This is a genomic window from Advenella faeciporci, from assembly GCF_014652395.1.
Lineage (GTDB): Bacteria > Pseudomonadota > Gammaproteobacteria > Burkholderiales > Burkholderiaceae_B > Advenella > Advenella faeciporci.
On the sequence record NZ_BMYS01000012.1, the window covers coordinates 62,321 to 77,884 of the forward strand.

15 protein-coding genes are annotated in these 15,564 nt (G+C 48.6%); 6 read left to right on the top strand and 9 right to left on the bottom strand.

Annotated elements, in window-relative coordinates:
* Positions 1-313 precede the first annotated feature (313 nt).
* From IE074_RS09360 to IE074_RS09370, 3 genes are all read left to right on the top strand, one after another.
* Complete coding sequence (locus tag IE074_RS09360; protein WP_189385204.1) at positions 314-796, top strand: MarR family winged helix-turn-helix transcriptional regulator; 483 nt, start codon at positions 314-316, stop codon at positions 794-796.
* Positions 797-848: 52 nt separating this feature from the next.
* Complete coding sequence (gene glpD / locus IE074_RS09365) at positions 849-2,387, top strand: glycerol-3-phosphate dehydrogenase (protein WP_189385205.1); 1,539 nt, start codon at positions 849-851, stop codon at positions 2,385-2,387.
* Between the two features lie 102 nt (positions 2,388-2,489).
* Positions 2,490-4,205, top strand: a complete 1,716-nt coding sequence (locus tag IE074_RS09370; RefSeq protein WP_189385206.1) for a CYTH and CHAD domain-containing protein — start codon at positions 2,490-2,492, stop codon at positions 4,203-4,205.
* Between the two features lie 178 nt (positions 4,206-4,383).
* Here IE074_RS09370 and ftsY read toward each other — a convergent pair whose 3' ends face one another.
* Positions 4,384-5,481, bottom strand: coding sequence for a signal recognition particle-docking protein FtsY (gene ftsY / locus IE074_RS09375; RefSeq protein WP_373297806.1), 1,098 nt, complete (start codon positions 5,479-5,481; stop codon positions 4,384-4,386).
* A gap of 463 nt (positions 5,482-5,944) precedes the next feature.
* On the opposite strand from ftsY, the gene rsmD reads away from it, so the two are divergent.
* The 3 genes from rsmD (at position 5,945) to IE074_RS09390 (ending at position 7,469) form a co-directional block, all read left to right on the top strand.
* Entirely contained in the window at positions 5,945-6,532 is a 588-nt protein-coding gene (rsmD, locus tag IE074_RS09380) for a 16S rRNA (guanine(966)-N(2))-methyltransferase RsmD (protein WP_189385208.1), read from the top strand.
* 42 nt (positions 6,533-6,574) lie between these two features.
* Positions 6,575-7,084, top strand: a complete 510-nt coding sequence (gene coaD / locus IE074_RS09385) for a pantetheine-phosphate adenylyltransferase (RefSeq protein ID WP_189385209.1) — start codon at positions 6,575-6,577, stop codon at positions 7,082-7,084.
* A gap of 139 nt (positions 7,085-7,223) precedes the next feature.
* Complete coding sequence (locus IE074_RS09390; RefSeq protein WP_189385210.1) at positions 7,224-7,469, top strand: YfhL family 4Fe-4S dicluster ferredoxin; 246 nt, start codon at positions 7,224-7,226, stop codon at positions 7,467-7,469.
* Between the two features lie 55 nt (positions 7,470-7,524).
* On the opposite strand, the gene IE074_RS09395 is transcribed toward IE074_RS09390, so the two are convergent.
* The 8 genes from IE074_RS09395 to IE074_RS09430 all read right to left on the bottom strand — a co-directional run bounded on the left by IE074_RS09395 (position 7,525) and on the right by IE074_RS09430 (position 15,461).
* Positions 7,525-7,923 (bottom strand): hypothetical protein, encoded by a 399-nt coding sequence (locus IE074_RS09395; protein ID WP_189385211.1) that lies wholly within the window; start codon positions 7,921-7,923, stop codon positions 7,525-7,527.
* A 43-nt stretch (positions 7,924-7,966) separates the two neighbouring features.
* Complete coding sequence (locus IE074_RS09400; protein WP_189385212.1) at positions 7,967-10,642, bottom strand: AsmA family protein; 2,676 nt, start codon at positions 10,640-10,642, stop codon at positions 7,967-7,969.
* Between the two features lie 115 nt (positions 10,643-10,757).
* On the bottom strand, positions 10,758-11,849 hold the full coding sequence (ychF, locus tag IE074_RS09405; protein ID WP_189385213.1) for a redox-regulated ATPase YchF: 1,092 nt from the start codon (positions 11,847-11,849) through the stop codon (positions 10,758-10,760).
* A 99-nt stretch (positions 11,850-11,948) separates the two neighbouring features.
* On the bottom strand, positions 11,949-12,317 hold the full coding sequence (locus tag IE074_RS09410; RefSeq protein WP_189385214.1) for a glycine zipper family protein: 369 nt from the start codon (positions 12,315-12,317) through the stop codon (positions 11,949-11,951).
* Positions 12,318-12,325: 8 nt separating this feature from the next.
* Positions 12,326-13,084, bottom strand: a complete 759-nt coding sequence (locus IE074_RS09415) for a CPBP family glutamic-type intramembrane protease (protein WP_189385215.1) — start codon at positions 13,082-13,084, stop codon at positions 12,326-12,328.
* A 2-nt stretch (positions 13,085-13,086) separates the two neighbouring features.
* Positions 13,087-13,686 (bottom strand): aminoacyl-tRNA hydrolase, encoded by a 600-nt coding sequence (pth, locus tag IE074_RS09420; protein WP_189385216.1) that lies wholly within the window; start codon positions 13,684-13,686, stop codon positions 13,087-13,089.
* 123 nt (positions 13,687-13,809) lie between these two features.
* Entirely contained in the window at positions 13,810-14,403 is a 594-nt protein-coding gene (locus tag IE074_RS09425; RefSeq protein ID WP_189385217.1) for a 50S ribosomal protein L25/general stress protein Ctc, read from the bottom strand.
* Between the two features lie 107 nt (positions 14,404-14,510).
* Positions 14,511-15,461 (bottom strand): ribose-phosphate pyrophosphokinase, encoded by a 951-nt coding sequence (locus IE074_RS09430; RefSeq protein ID WP_189385218.1) that lies wholly within the window; start codon positions 15,459-15,461, stop codon positions 14,511-14,513.
* Between the last annotated feature and the right edge of the window lie 103 nt (positions 15,462-15,564).

Consider the following 15,564-nt stretch of genomic DNA (forward strand, 5'->3'; position numbering starts at 1 on the left):
CAAGCACGGAATCTGTTTGTTCCAATACCCATTGTCTTGCAGCCAGTATTGGTGGCATGTTTACCTGATTATGCCCTATCCCGGCACAAAAGAAAAAAACAATTTGATACATAAAATACGGAAAACGATACGCATGCTACCCAGGACATTACGGCTTGACACCGATTTCATGATTTAAATTTAAATAATTTGTTTTACAGTTCAATATTATATGTTCCATATTATGAAAGACAGGTTTAAAATAACAGCATGTTTGATTAATCTTAAAACAAGATTATCTTGATCCATCCAATTACCTCTCTCAGGAGGAACTATGCAAAACGACCTGGAAACACGCGCACTGGAATCCGACAACCCCGAGCTCAAGCTCTGGCTTCGGCTGCTTACCTGTAGCAATCTTATCGAAAACAAAATCCGCAGTCGCCTGCGTGTCGAGTTTGAAACCACCCTGCCCCGCTTTGATTTAATGGCACAACTGGCCCAGGAACCCAAGGGAATGAAAATGGGCGACCTGTCCGAGCGGCTCATGGTTAGCAATGGCAACATCACGGCGATTACCGGCCAACTTGAAAAAGAAGAGCTGATTGCCCGTATTGTCAATAAAGAAGACCGTCGCAGCACTTTTATCAAACTAACACCTAAAGGACGACGCCAATACAACAAAATTGCCAAAGCCCAGGGCATCTGGCTGCAGGAAATGTTTGACGGCTTGTCCCAATCCAGTCACAAAAGCCTGTACAAATCACTGGCAGACCTTAAAAAACGCCTTCTCCTGAATGATGAGGACGTACAATAAGGGCTAACCCTATATCTCCCCGTTAACCAACACGACCGACACTGGGATGGCAATGAGTACAACGGCAGCACAATATTTGGACAAAGTGGATATTCTTGTTATTGGTGGTGGTATTAACGGTACGGGTATTGCCCGGGATGCGGCAGGCAGGGGCCTTAAGGTCTTGCTTTGCGAGAAACAGGATCTGGCGGGCGCCACCTCTTCGGCCAGCAGCAAACTGATTCATGGTGGCCTTAGGTATCTGGAACAATATGAGTTCCGGCTGGTACGTGAAGCGCTGGCCGAACGTGAGGTTTTGCTTGGCAATGCGCCACACATTATACACCCCATGCGTTTTGTCTTGCCCCACAACCAAAATCTCAGACCAGCCTGGATGATTCGGATTGGCCTGTTTTTGTATGACCACTTGGCCAAACGTTCCCAAAACCTGCCCGGTTCACAACAAATTTCCCTGGCAGATACCTCGGTGTACGCCGCCCCCCTAAATGACAGTATCAAAAAAGGCTTCATTTACTCTGACTGCAATGTCGATGATTCACGCCTGGTCATTCTTAATGCCATGGATGCCCAGGCACGCGGTGCCCAAATTCTAACCCGCAGTGAATGCATCGACCTTCAAACGCAAGATAACGCCTGGCTGGCTACCTTACGGCATCAGGATGGTACAGTCCGGAACGTACAGGCAAAGATTCTGCTCAATGCAGCAGGACCGTGGGTGGAAAGCATCCAAAACCTGGTTGCCCGACACGGCAGCAAAACCGCCGGCAACAGCAAACTGCGCCTGGTCAAGGGCAGCCATTTGGTCACACCCAGGCTTTATGACGGCACGCACGCCTATATCCTGCAAAACAAAGACAAACGAATTGTTTTTGTCACTCCCTACCATAACGATTTCTCCATGATTGGCACCACCGATGTCGATTTTCACGGGGATCCGGACAAGGTAACCATTTCTGCCGAAGAAACCGACTATCTGCTGCAATCGGTCAATGCCTATTTCAAACGGACCATCCGCCATGAAGACATTGTCTCCACCTGGTCCGGCGTCCGCCCCCTTTACGACGATGCCCAGGGCAATGCCTCAACCACAACGCGTGATTACGTATTTGACGTGAGTGGAGGCACGGGTTCCTCACCGCCCCTGCTGTCTATATTTGGTGGCAAAATAACCACCTACCGCAAACTGGCCGAACACGCCCTTGAAAAACTGGCTCCCTTCACGGGCAAACACCACCCCTGGACCCGCACCGCCCCCTTGCCAGGGGCCAATCTGCCCAATGCAGATATAAACCTTTTCATTTCACAATTACAAAAAAAATTCCCATGGCTGCCCGAACACACAGCAAGCCGGTATGCCCGCGCCTACGGTACACTTGCCCTGGTTTTCCTGGCTGAAAAAAATAATATTGAAAGCCTTGGACAACATTTTGGCCATGACTTATATGAAGCTGAAGTGAAATGGCTGCAAGAACATGAATGGGCCCTGTGTGCAGACGATATCTTGTGGCGAAGAACACGACTGGGCCTGTATTTCACCCCTGAACAGACCCTGGCTTTGCAGAAATGGCTTGAAAAACAGGACATTAGCTGAAATGAAAACCAATTGTCATATATTGTCATCAAATACTTCCATTTCAAATGTTAAGATGGGGCACCCCCATTATATTTTGAATTTTTATAAAGTTAATACAACATGTCTGAACAGGAACTTAAACTGCATGTGCCCATTCATGCTCAAAAAACAATAGAAAAAGCGGTGCGCACAACCAGGGCCGAAGAACTTCCTTTGCGGGCCATGTATTTTGATACCCCTGCCCGCGAACTTGCCAAGGCAAAAATCGCCATCAGACTGCGTCTGGAAGGCTCACAATGGGTCCAAACCCTGAAAATGCCCGGCAACAATGCCATTAGCAAACTGGAACTCAATCACGATCGTCCCGGTCCCATTCTGGACCTGTCACTCTATGCCGGAACATCTGCAGAAGCCGTGTTAACCAACTTGGACAACCCGCTGGAATTGCGCTACGAAACTGATGTTATCCGGATTTTCCGAAAGCATCGAGTTGCCAAGGGGATTATCGAAATAGCCTATGACCGTGGCGTTATACGCTCCGGAGATCTTGAACTGCCCGTTTCCGAAGTGGAATTTGAGTTGAAAAGCGGCTCACCCGAGGCTATTTTTGAAGTTGGCTTGCGCTGGCTGGAAAAATACAAACTGCAACTGGATTTGCGCAGCAAATCACACCGTGGTGATGCACTGGCCACTGCCGCACAAAACATCAAACTGGCACAAACCCCTGCTTCACCAGAGATTGTCCGTAAAAGCGAAATTGACCGCTTCTGGGCACCACGCAAAGCCCGTCCCTATCAAATAAATAAAAACCAGAACGCAACCCAGGCACTCATTGCCACCACCAATGAATGCCTTGAACAAATCTGCTTCAACGCTGGCCCCCTGGCTGAAATGGATACCCTGGGTGTGGTTTCCGTTGGCCAGCCAGAACATGTGCACCAACTACGCATTGGTATGCGACGCCTGGCCAGCAACTGGAAGCTGTTTGGCAAGATTGCCTACCTGCCAGAACCCGAACTGCAGGCAGAATTGAAAGTGCACCTTGGCCATTTTGGTGCCACCCGTGACCTTGACGTTATGCTGGAAACCATTGTGCCCAAGCTGGAAGAGGCCGGCATGCCCCATATCCAGTTTGAACATCAGGAAAGTGTGAGCACCGCGCAGGAAATCGCACAAAGCGTTGCCTTCCAGTCATGGCTGGTTAAATTGCTGAAATGGACCGTACTGACCCCGGCCATTGATCCAGTCCCCGAAACAGATGACAAGAAAGAGGCAACAGAAGCTCAGGACGAGATGGATGTAATGGCCGAAGCAAATGAGACAGACAAAGGCATTCAGCACCAGGAAATCACCCCCGAAGGCAAAGTGACGGAAAAATCACCCGAGGCAAAAGCGGCAAACAGCCAACCTCCCCTGTTGATTATCCCTCTTATTCCCTCTACACAGCCAAAGATAACGCTACGCAAGCAATTGGAAACGCGGCTTAACAAATGGAACAGGGAAATCGTCAATCACTGGAAAACCGAGGATAAAAACGATATTGAGGCCTATCATGACCTGCGCAAGAAAATCAAGCGGATGCGTTACGGCCTTAATGTCTATGAAGCACTTCATACCGGCAGCAACCTGGGCTTTTATGTGAAGCGACTGGCCGCGGCACAGGAAACGTTTGGTACGCTCAACGACTATTCAACCGCCCATACGTTTTACAGTCAGTACACCGATGCTTACCCTGAAACCTGGTTTGCGGTGGGCTGGTTATCAGCCAATCTGGAAATATGTAAAAAACACGCTGATGACGTGCTTAAAGAACTGCCAAGACGCATCAAGTTTTAAACAATAAACCGTTTTACGCCCCCTTTCCAACAAGGGTTCGTAAACACTTAAACAGCAGACCTTGCTCTTGAATAGGTCTGCACAATCAAAAAACCACCCTGATGAACCCAATGCAAGCAAGCATCAAAGGTTCAGGAGGGTGGTTTTCATTTAATCCCAATGGCAATACAGCAACGGCTTAGTCATCTCCCAGCAATGCGCCGGCAAATTCCGCGGCAACAAATGGCTGCAGATCATGCAAGGATTCGCCCACGCCAATCCAATAAACCGGAATGGGGCGCACACCATGACTGCCAGCGGCAACAGCTGCCAGCGTACCACCTTTAGCCGTGCCATCCAGTTTAGTCACGATAAGACCGGTTAAATCCAAGGCAGCATCAAAGGCCTTGATTTGGGAAATTGCGTTCTGGCCCGTATTGCCATCTACCACCAGCAACACTTCATGCGGTGCGGAAGGGTCCGCCTTGCCAATAACACGCCTGATTTTCTTCAACTCTTCCATTAAGTGAAGCTGGGTTGGCAAACGCCCGGCCGTATCAACCATGACCACCGACGCATTACGCGCCTTGCCTGCATTGACGGCATCAAACGCAACGGCAGCAGGATCACCGCCCTCTTGGGCGATAACGGCAACGTTGTTACGCGAACCCCATTCAATCAATTGCTCACGGGCAGCTGCCCTGAAGGTATCGCCTGCAGCCAGCAAGACACTGGCGCCCTGGGCCTGAAAATGATGGGCCAGCTTGCCAATAGACGTGGTTTTACCGGCACCATTCACGCCTGCAATCATAACCACCAAAGGGGATGAGCGCTTCAGATTAAAATCTTTCTCTAGCGGTTTGAGATGCTCGGTCAACAATTCCTTCAATGCTGCTTTTACTTTTCCGGCATCGTCAATCCGCTCTTTCCTGACCTTCGCGCGCAGTGATTTAAGCAGTGATTCCGTGGCCTCCATCCCTGAATCAGCCATGATCAGTGCCGTTTCAAGCTCTTCAAACAGGTTTTCATCAACCTTGACGCCCACAAAAATGGAACTGATGCTGGATCCGGTTCTGGACAGGCCCTGTTTAAGACGCGAAAGCCATGATTTCTTTTCAGGTACCGGGGCAGGTGCGGCCTCTGGCTCTGGCTCTGGCTCTGGCTCTGGCTCTGGCTCTGGCTCTGGCTCTGGCTCTGGCAAAGAGGATACCGCCGGTTCTGTAACGGCAACCTTTTCTGGTGCCAGTGGTGGGTTGGAGTGTTCAATAAGCGGTTCGCCAACCGACGGCTCTGGCATTTGCGTACGCTCTATATCCGCACCAGAAACCATATCGTCATAGCGCTTGCCAGACAGATCAGTCACTTGCTCAAGTGGCTGTGTTTGTTCGGGCAACCCTTGCCCGGTCTGAACAGCCTCTGCAACAGAAACCTGATCTTTGGCGGGAATATCACCGGTTGCCGCTTGTTCAATAAGACTATCCTGGTCTTTATGGACTTGCGGCTCGGGTTGCTTTTTTTTCCTGAAGAAACTGAACATATGAAATTCGATGTATTAAAAATTTGATTTTGAAGAAGTATTTTAACAGCCCTGTTTTTTATTTTTGCTTTTCTGCTTGCGCTTATAATCTTATCCATCGCAAATAGCAGAAAGTCACCATTATTTTGCAGAAACGATTCGGTCCTGTACAAATACAGATAAACAAGGCGGTCAACGCCACCATTTCCGATAATAGTGGTTTAATGCAGCAAGACAAAAAATCATGAGCACAATTCATAAAAAAACCAGCGGGTCACCGCATAAAATCCGTATTATCGGAGGCCAGTTCAAGCGTACGGCCATTCCGGTGGCCGATGTTCCGGGGCTACGCCCCACACCTGACCGTGTCAGGGAAACTGTTTTCAACTGGATTAACCACTTATGGGACGGTGACTACAGCAATAAATCGGTTCTGGACCTGTTTGCGGGCACAGGTGCCCTGGGCTTTGAGGCCGCTTCGCGTGGCGCGGAACATGTGCAAATGGTTGAACAAAACCGGCAAGCCATGCTCAACCTGAGGCAAATTCGCGACAAACTCAATTTACAGCAAGTACGTATTAACAGTGGCGACGCGATGCTGGTTCTAAAACGCATGGATGCCAGCCGCTTTGATCTGGCATTTCTGGATCCTCCATTTCAAAAGGATTTAATCCAGGAAGTTTTGCCTTATCTGCCCCAAATTTTGAAACCTGGCTCATTAGTCTATACGGAATCCGAAAAAAAAATCCTCTTAAGCCCCTCTTTCAAATTAATGAAGGAAGGAAAGGCCGGTGCCGTGTTTTTTCAGCTACACCAATATAATGAAGTGTAGTAAATTACCTTATAATCCCTTTTTTTTCAAAAGATATTTGCCATGATCACTGCCGTATATCCAGGTACCTTTGACCCACTCACCAGAGGCCATGAAGATTTGGTTCGTCGTGCAGCAGGCCTGTTTGACAAAGTTGTTATTGGTGTTGCCTCAAGCGCGGGTAAAAATCCTTTGTTTACACTCGAAGAAAGGCTGGAAATCGCCAACGAAGTGTTGGGTCACTACAATAATGTGACGGTTAAAACTTTCGATGGCCTGCTTAAAGACTTTGCCCGCCAGGAAGAAGCACGTGTCATTATCCGTGGCCTGCGTGCCGTGTCCGACTTCGAATACGAATTCCAGATGGCTGGCATGAACCGCCACCTGCTGCCCGATGTCGAAACCCTGTTCATGACTCCTTCAGACCAATACCAGTTCATTTCAGGTACTTTTGTGCGTGAAATTGCATTGCTGGGTGGCGATGTAAGCAAATTTGTTTTCCCGTCCGTAGAGCGCTGGTTACAAGAAAAAGCCAAGGCCAGGAAAGAAGCCAAGGCTGCACAGTCTGAATAAGCCATTTCGTTAATTTCAAAACACCTTGTTTCAAACACAAGCATCCTGGCCTGTTTTTTTGTATTAATACAGATTCAGGCCATTTTCTTTTGAATGGAATATAATGTCAGGGTAAACACTTAACAGGCAATTCAATATCATGGCTTTATTAATTACTGAAGAATGTATTAACTGTGATGTCTGTGAACCGCAGTGCCCTAACGATGCCATCACCATGGGTGAAGAATATTACATCATTGATCCGGAAAAATGCACCGAATGCGTTGGTCATCATGATACACCCCAATGCATGCAGGTTTGCCCGGTAGACTGCATTGAGCCTGACCCGCAATGGAAAGAAGATGCCGATCAGTTAATGGAAAAATACAAAAGGCTCACGGCCTAAACAACACTCTTCCAGTACGAAATGCACTCAAAAGCGCTGGAAACGCATCCAACGCTTAAGTATTCTTTTTGGCCAACCGCAAAGCCTGGTGATCTTCCGGATGCAATTTCATTAAATGCACGGTTTTACCGTAATAATTTGAAAACCAGGCTGAGGCCAGCTCTCCCTCATTGACTGCCCGCAGTGATTGCCCATCAAGGGTAATTGGCTCAAACGCTTCCTCATCATCTTCCAGGACCTCTATGGGGATATCCAGCCGCAACATGCCCGGCGCCCTGAAAACCAGATAAGCAAACCGAATGGACAATGACAGTTCTGCTGTTTTTCCATCCGTATCTTCTAAAACCTGAGCATTTTCATCAATCAGAAACCAGCGATTCTGGTACGCTGACTGAACGGCATCACTAACAGCCATACACGCAAAAACCGGGGTGAATTTTGTTGTTTCACTCATCATAAAGCCAAGGAAAAATAATTAATAAAACAAAAAGAAACCGTTATGGCGTGGTTTCAACCGGGGCCACCGTCCCGGTTTCTGCAGATGGAACAGTTGCAGGACTTGCTGGTGCAGCTGGAGCCAGCGACTCATCAGGCACAGCCGGGGAAGCCACTTCACTTGCGTCGGCTGTGCCCGAGACAGGCTCATCCTTCTGCTCTGTGACGGACCGTTCTTTTTCAGCCTGCTCTTTGGCTGCCTGCTCTTTGGCTGCCTGTTCTTTTTTCTTTTCCAGCAACTTGCCCAGCGGCGAGTTTTTAAGCTTATCCCATTGCAGGGTAACGGTTAACGACTGACCGGTTCTTGAAATGATGGCTGGTATGTTTATTTCCTTGACCGAAAGTGTAATATTGTCTTGACTGATTTTAACCGGCTGACGTGTTTTCAAGGTAACTGGAAACGTGAAATCCCCTTTGTTCCAATTGAAAAACATTTCATTCGGGCTGCCCTGAACCGCAAACTTCTCGCTTTCAAACAACAAAGAAGATAGCTGCGCTACGCCTTTATCAACTTGCGCATCCGCAGAAATCAGGGAATAAGGACTGGAGGCGTTAAGATCAAGAGTAAATGGATACGTTGGCGTCTCAAGATCCAGATATGTCAAGGGATCCTGTGCCAGCTGATTGATATCAAACCCCTTAACAAAACCGTTTTCGGCCTTGATCTGAGCCTGTCCCTTGATATTATCCAGGATTGTTTTTTCATTGTCTCCCTTGCTTTCAAGCTGTAGCCTGATAAAGGCGCGCCCACTTACCCAGGGAGTCCAATTGAACGCCTGCTGCATTTGGGACAAGTCTATGGCTTCCAGCTCTATCCCGGTTTTAATATCTTCACTGGCCAAATCAAGCTTTGCATCTGCACGGACTTGCCCATCAAAAACCCAGGATTTGAACGAAGTCATCTCAAGATTATCGCGATCAAAACGGAAAACAGCCTGCACATCATTGAAAACAATATCCTGATAACGCATTTGTTTCAGATTAATCGTTCCCATGCCACGCAATGCCTGAAGCAATTCTCGCTTCAGGCTGCCAGCAGAGGCTTGCTGCGGCTGTTTTCCTGCACCGGTTTCAGCTGTTTGGGCTGTTGCGGTTTTTTCATTTTGTCCCGGGGCTGATTCTGGGGAAGCAACAGGTTTTTCGGTTTTTCCGGCTTCAACATTGTTTTTTTCTGTCTTGGGAGCCGCTGCGGCCGGACCCAGAATCTGATCAAGATTGATGGAATCGGCACTTAAATCAAAATTCACATTCGGTCTGGAAAAATTATGCAGCTCACCATCCAGATTAAATTTACCGGCATTAACCACCGCATCCAGCTTGAAACTGGCCCGGCTTTTCTGGAAATCGGCATTGATGCTGCCAATCAGGGGAACCAGCTGCTCTTCAAGGCCTTGATCCTTGAAGCTGGCATTACCACTAATCGCGGAAAGCATTACTATCCTGTCGATTAAATTCATCTGTGCCGGAGAAGCAATATTCAGGCCAATCACACGATTGTTGGGCTGCGCATACTTACCATCAATTTTGACTTCCGCCACTTTCAGGTTATCGGCTGAACCACTGATACCCTTGAGCGATAAATTGACCCCAACCTGTTCGCGCCCCTTCATCCGGAGAAAACCAATGAGTGGCTTGCCACCGGCCACGGTAGAGGAAATATCCAGCGCCGGTGATTCAAAAGACCACTCATAAGACTGATCATTGGCATGTTGTGCATTGCCCTTGACTGAAAAATTCTCAAGCTGCAGCAAAGGTGCGGAAGAGTCGAAATTCAGCTTGGGCGCAGTCACATTCACATCAATTTTTTTAAGTGATGAACCTTCAACACCATTACCGGCAAGCACCAACTCCATGCCAGAGCCGGTAATCGCATGGGCAAAACTGTCTATGTTGAAACTGCCTTTAAGTGTTGCACTGCTGGCTTCAATATCGCCAAGCCTGCCTTTTAAGGCAACTTCCAGTTTCTGGGCATTATAAAGTTTGGTTACCGGATCCAGTTTAAGCAAACCCTGAACGTTAAGTTGTGCGTTTACCCGGGGATGAGCGCCCTCCAGCTGTGCCGCCAGGGTGATATCAAAAGGTTGGTCAAAGGTAACCCTGCCCGTATTAATTGACATATTTTGCAGACGCATGTCCAGCTGATTGCCGATATCCTTGAAATAAACCTCACCATTCTGAAGTTCAAGCCCGGCAATATCAATTTTGAAATCAGTGTTGTGGGGCTGCGGCAACACGGTATTGCCATCAACCTGATTTTCAAGCTTATCAACCACTACCTTTTGTTCGAACAGGTCTTCAAAGTTCAGCTCGCCTGCTTCATTACGGACCACCCAGGCCTTGAAACCACTTACCGCAACATGGTCAACCACAAAACGATTGGAAATAAGCGGCCAGATAGCCACCGCAAAACGGGCACTATTAATAGAGACAAAAACATCATCACTACCTGGCTCGGACAAAGAAAGTTGATTGACCGCCAGGCCTATGCGGGGAAACAGTGATAATTCGATATCGCCGTTTATTTGAAGATCACGGTCGTAATTGGACCTGACTATTTCTTCCAGTTTATATTTATAGGCATTTGGGTCAAAAGTAAGCAAAAAGACCGCACCACCCACAAAGGTGACTAGCAGAAGCACAACCAGACTCACCAACACGCGCTTAAGCCATTTTTTCATGACCGATTTTTTCACTCACTCTATTTTAAAGACCGTCATTGGCGCAACATGCGCCAATGCATACCCAAGTCTTTAATACTACCCCAAGTTTTACTTATCTGGTAGGGGAATTAGATCACACGTTGAACAGGAAGTTCAGTACATCGCCATCCTTGACCACATACTCCTTGCCTTCAGCACGCATTTTCCCGGCTTCTTTGGCACCCTGCTCACCCTTGAACTTGACAAAATCATCAAATGCAATGGTTTGTGCCCGAATGAAACCTCGTTCAAAATCGGTGTGGATAACACCTGCCGCTTTAGGAGCCGTATCACCTACCCGGATTGTCCAGGCACGAACTTCTTTGACACCGGCGGTAAAGTAAGTTTGCAAACCCAACAGGTTATAAGCAGCGCGAATCACACGATTCAGGCCTGGCTCTTCCATGCCCATGTCTGCCAGGAATACTTCTTTGTCCTCGTCATCCAAATCGGCAATCTCGGCTTCAATAGCCGCACATACCGCTACCACGGGCGCATTTTCGGCCTTGGCATATTCCTGCACGGCAGCCAGGTGAGGATTGTTTTCAAAACCGTTTTCTTTTACGTTGGCCACATACATGGCACGTTTGGCGGTAATGAAGCAATAGGATTTGATCAGGGCCTGTTCTTCCTCATCAAGATCCAGTGAACGGATAGGGCGAGCCTCGTTAAGGACTGGAATGATTTTTTCCAGTACCGTACACAGTTTTTGCGCTTCTTTATCGCCAGCACGTGCGGTTTTCTGTGCTTTTTGCAGTGCTTTTTCTGCTGAAGACAAGTCCGCCAGGGCCAGTTCTGTATTAATAACTTCTATGTCTGAAATGGGATCTACCTTGCCTGCCACGTGCACCACATTTTCATCTTCAAAACAGCGCACCACATGCACAATGGCATCGGTTTCACGAATATTGGCCAGAAACTGGTTACCCAGGCCCTCACCCTTTGAGGCGCCCGCAACCAGGCCGGCAATATCAACAAACTCGACAGTGGCCGGCAGGACGCGCTCGGGCTTGACGATAATGGCAAGATCATCAAGCCGTGCATCGGGCACTTCCACAATACCTACATTGGGCTCGATAGTACAAAACGGGTAGTTCTCGGCGGCAATTCCCGCTTTCGTTAACGCATTAAACAAAGTTGATTTGCCTACGTTGGGTAAACCAACGATGCCACATTGAAGAGCCATTGAAAATCCTTAATAAATCAAAGCACGAAACCCGTTATTGTACCCCTGAGGGAGGTACAGATTCAGGGAGTTGGCCCGTTTTCCTGAAGAATAAACAGGTTAATCCAATACGCGATAGCCACGACCAACCATACAGTTGCGGATAATCTGTTTTTGCGAAGCCGCCGTTGAAACACCCCCTGCCGCAGCGCCTGTGACCGCACCAACACCCGCTGCCTGGGCGATACCCGTGCTATTGCCACCACCCACCAGACCCAGCACTGCACCAAAGGCCGCACCCGCCAGGGCCCCACCACCCGTACGGCCAGCACCATCTACCTGGCGGGCGTAATTTTGACAGTCACGAAGATCATATTCATAATTTGACATATCCCGGCCTTGCCCGTCTACGATAGGACGGTAACCGGAACAGCCTGCCAGCAGCACAGCCAGAAGCAAGGCTGAGGAAACCAATTTTGCACTTTTCATATTCACTCTCAAGTTGTGGCCAGTTCAGGACTGAACTGCAATAAAAACCAAACCAGCAAGATAGGGCCGGAATTGAAAATCATGTGCAGGAATATAGACGTGCTTATTCCATCACGCACCCGCATCCAGCCAAGCACCATGCCCGTAAACCATTGTGGCAATACCAGTAATGGCAGCAGCCACCAATTTATTTCGCCAAACCTGAAATTCCACAAATGCAGACCGGCAAACACCAGCACCGAACCATGAAAAACCAGGGGGAAAAATTTCCGGTAATGCACACGCCAACGCCATTTTAAAGCATGTTCATTCGTGGTAAGCCGCCAAACATCCAGCATCACGATCAGCATCAGCACCAGCAATAGTAATACTATACTATGAAGCTCCGGTCCCGTTATGACTACCCATGCCATTAACGGAATCAGCCAGAAGCTTAATTGCGGTCTGCGCAAAGAATAGCGAAACAATAGCTCTTCAGCCACGGGCGCCCACAGCACCGCCGTTAAAAATGGAATATTATTGATGTCGATACGATGGGCGGCACCGGTTTTATTGGCCACCAGCAGGGCAATGGGGGCAAAAACAAAGATATTGATAACCCACAAACACCCTGCCCATTGCAGCATCCGACCCAAAGAAGTGGCGGGAGCCCAGTCTTTCCACCAGCCATTGCCACCACCCCGGGATGGCTTGCGCGGAGACAATGCCGGACGCCTTATATAGCGAAAAAATTCGGCAAACTCCTGTCGAAAACTTGGTGAATTCATTGTTAGGCAATTCCTTTTGATTCCTGCAAGGAACTGGAGGCTTTTGAGAATTCTCCTTGCAGCAGCAAGGGAACAATAACACGAGAACGACGGATTTCATCATCAATGAGAGGCATGTCCTCTTTACGAGGCATATGCAACACGTAATCGGCCACATTTTGCGCCAGTCCCATTGTACGAGGATGCCCTATTCCCAAACGCAGACGCCAGAAATCGGGACTACCCATTGCTGACTGAATATCCCGCAAACCATTATGGCCTGCATGACCGCCACCTTTTTTAAGCTTCACTTGCCCGGGCGGCAAATCAAGCTCATCGTGCAACACCAGGATCTCTTCCGGAGTTATCTTGTAAAACCGCGCCAACGCACCCACAGCTTGCCCCGAACGGTTCATGTATGTAGATGGCTTCAACAGAAAAATATTGTTTCCCTGATATTTTGCCTTGGCAACCTGCCCAAAAAAAGCGGGTTCCGGGTTGAATGTGGCATTCAGGTCATCGGCGATATGATCGGCCAGCCAAAACCCGGCATTATGCCGTGTAGCTTCATATTGACTGCCCGGATTGCCAAGGCCAACAATCAGGCGAATGGATAAAGACATGATTAGCGACCCTATAAAGCAATAGCCCCCGAACAGCAAAAAGCATTACGGGGGCTATTCATGAACAAAACATCACAGACAAAATAAAACCTTGCCTGTTCATTTCGAACGTAGTGTTACGACTTACTCGGCAGACTCGCCATTTTCAGCGCCTTCACCTGACACGCCTGCAGAAGCAGCAGCCAATACAGGATCATCACCGGTCACAACAAACTGCACACCGGCAGGTGCTGTCAACTGGCTCAGGTGGAATACACTGCCCGCCTCAATACCCGCCAAATCCACTTCGATAAACTGTGGCAAATCTTTAGGCAGACAAGTAATCTCTACTTCATTGGCGATGGTGGTAATTTGTGCACCTTGCAACTTAACGGCAGGAGACACGTCTTCATTGATAAAGTGCAAAGGCACTTTGGTCGTGATGGCCTGGTCAGCGCTAACACGCTGGAAGTCAACGTGCATAACCTGGGGTTTATAGGCATGCCATTGAACGGCACGCAGCAGTACATTCTGTACTTTACCATCCAGTTCCATGTCAAGAACTGAAGCGTGGAATTCTTCTTTACGCAAAGCGTGGAAGATTTCGTTGTGATCAAGTTCAATACTTAGGGCGTCACCCTTACCACCGTAAACGATGGCTGGCACGCGGCCTGCGCGGCGCAGGCGGCGGCTCGCACTCGATCCCTGTACACTACGCGATGTGGCTGTGAATTTCATGGAGTACTCCAAACAAACGTATTAAGATATACGTGTAGATAAAAAAATCAAACCGTAACCGGTTTAATCACGAAGCCCGGCGCCGCGACCAGCACCGGGTAAAAAAATCAGTCTACAAACAGGGAACTGACCGACTCGGCGTGAGCAATACGCAAAATGGTTTCACCCAGCAAGGCAGCTGTTGAAAGCTGGCGGATTTTTGCGCAACCTTCCGCCTGTTCGCTTAAAGGAATGGTATCGGTAACAACCAGCTCATCCAGCTCGGATTCGGTAATGCGTTCTATGGCACTGCCTGACAGTACCGGATGGGTACAGTACGCATAAACAGCACCGGCCCCGCGCTCTTTAAGGGCGGCGGCAGCCTTGCACAAGGTGCCGGCGGTATCAACCATATCATCCATAATGATACAGGTACGGCCATCCACCTCGCCGATAATGTTCATGACTTCAGAAACATTGGCACGTGGGCGACGTTTATCAATAATGGCCAGATCAGCCTCTAGCTGTTTAGCCAGGGCACGGGCACGGACAACACCACCAATGTCAGGAGACACCACGACCAGATTGCTCAGGTTACGCTGATCGATATCAGCCAGCAAAACCGGTGCTGCGTAGATGTTATCGACGGGAATATCAAAAAAACCCTGAATCTGGTCGGCGTGCAAATCCATGGTAAGGATACGATCAACACCAACACCTTGCAACATATTGGCAACCACTTTGGCCGAAATGGCAACCCGGGCGGAACGCGGACGACGATCCTGGCGCGCATAGCCAAAATAAGGAATGGCGGCAGTGATGCTACCGGCTGAAGCACGACGCAAGGCATCAACCATGGTCATGATTTCCATCAGGTTATCATTGGTGGGCGCGCAGGTAGGCTGCAAGACAAATACATCACGGCCACGGACGTGCTCGAGAATTTCAACCATCACCTCCCCGTCTGAGAAACGTCCGACAGTCATTTTTCCAAGAGACATGTCAAGATGATTCACTACATTGACAGCCAAACGCGGGTTCGCCGTACCAGTGAAAATCATGAAGTTGTTGTTAGTCATGATAGAGAGGATTTTTTTGAGAGATGAAATAAAAAAAACCGCGAAACCTTAACCCAACTTATAGGCCAGGCCCGACGGCTCCGATGATGTACTTAACGAGATT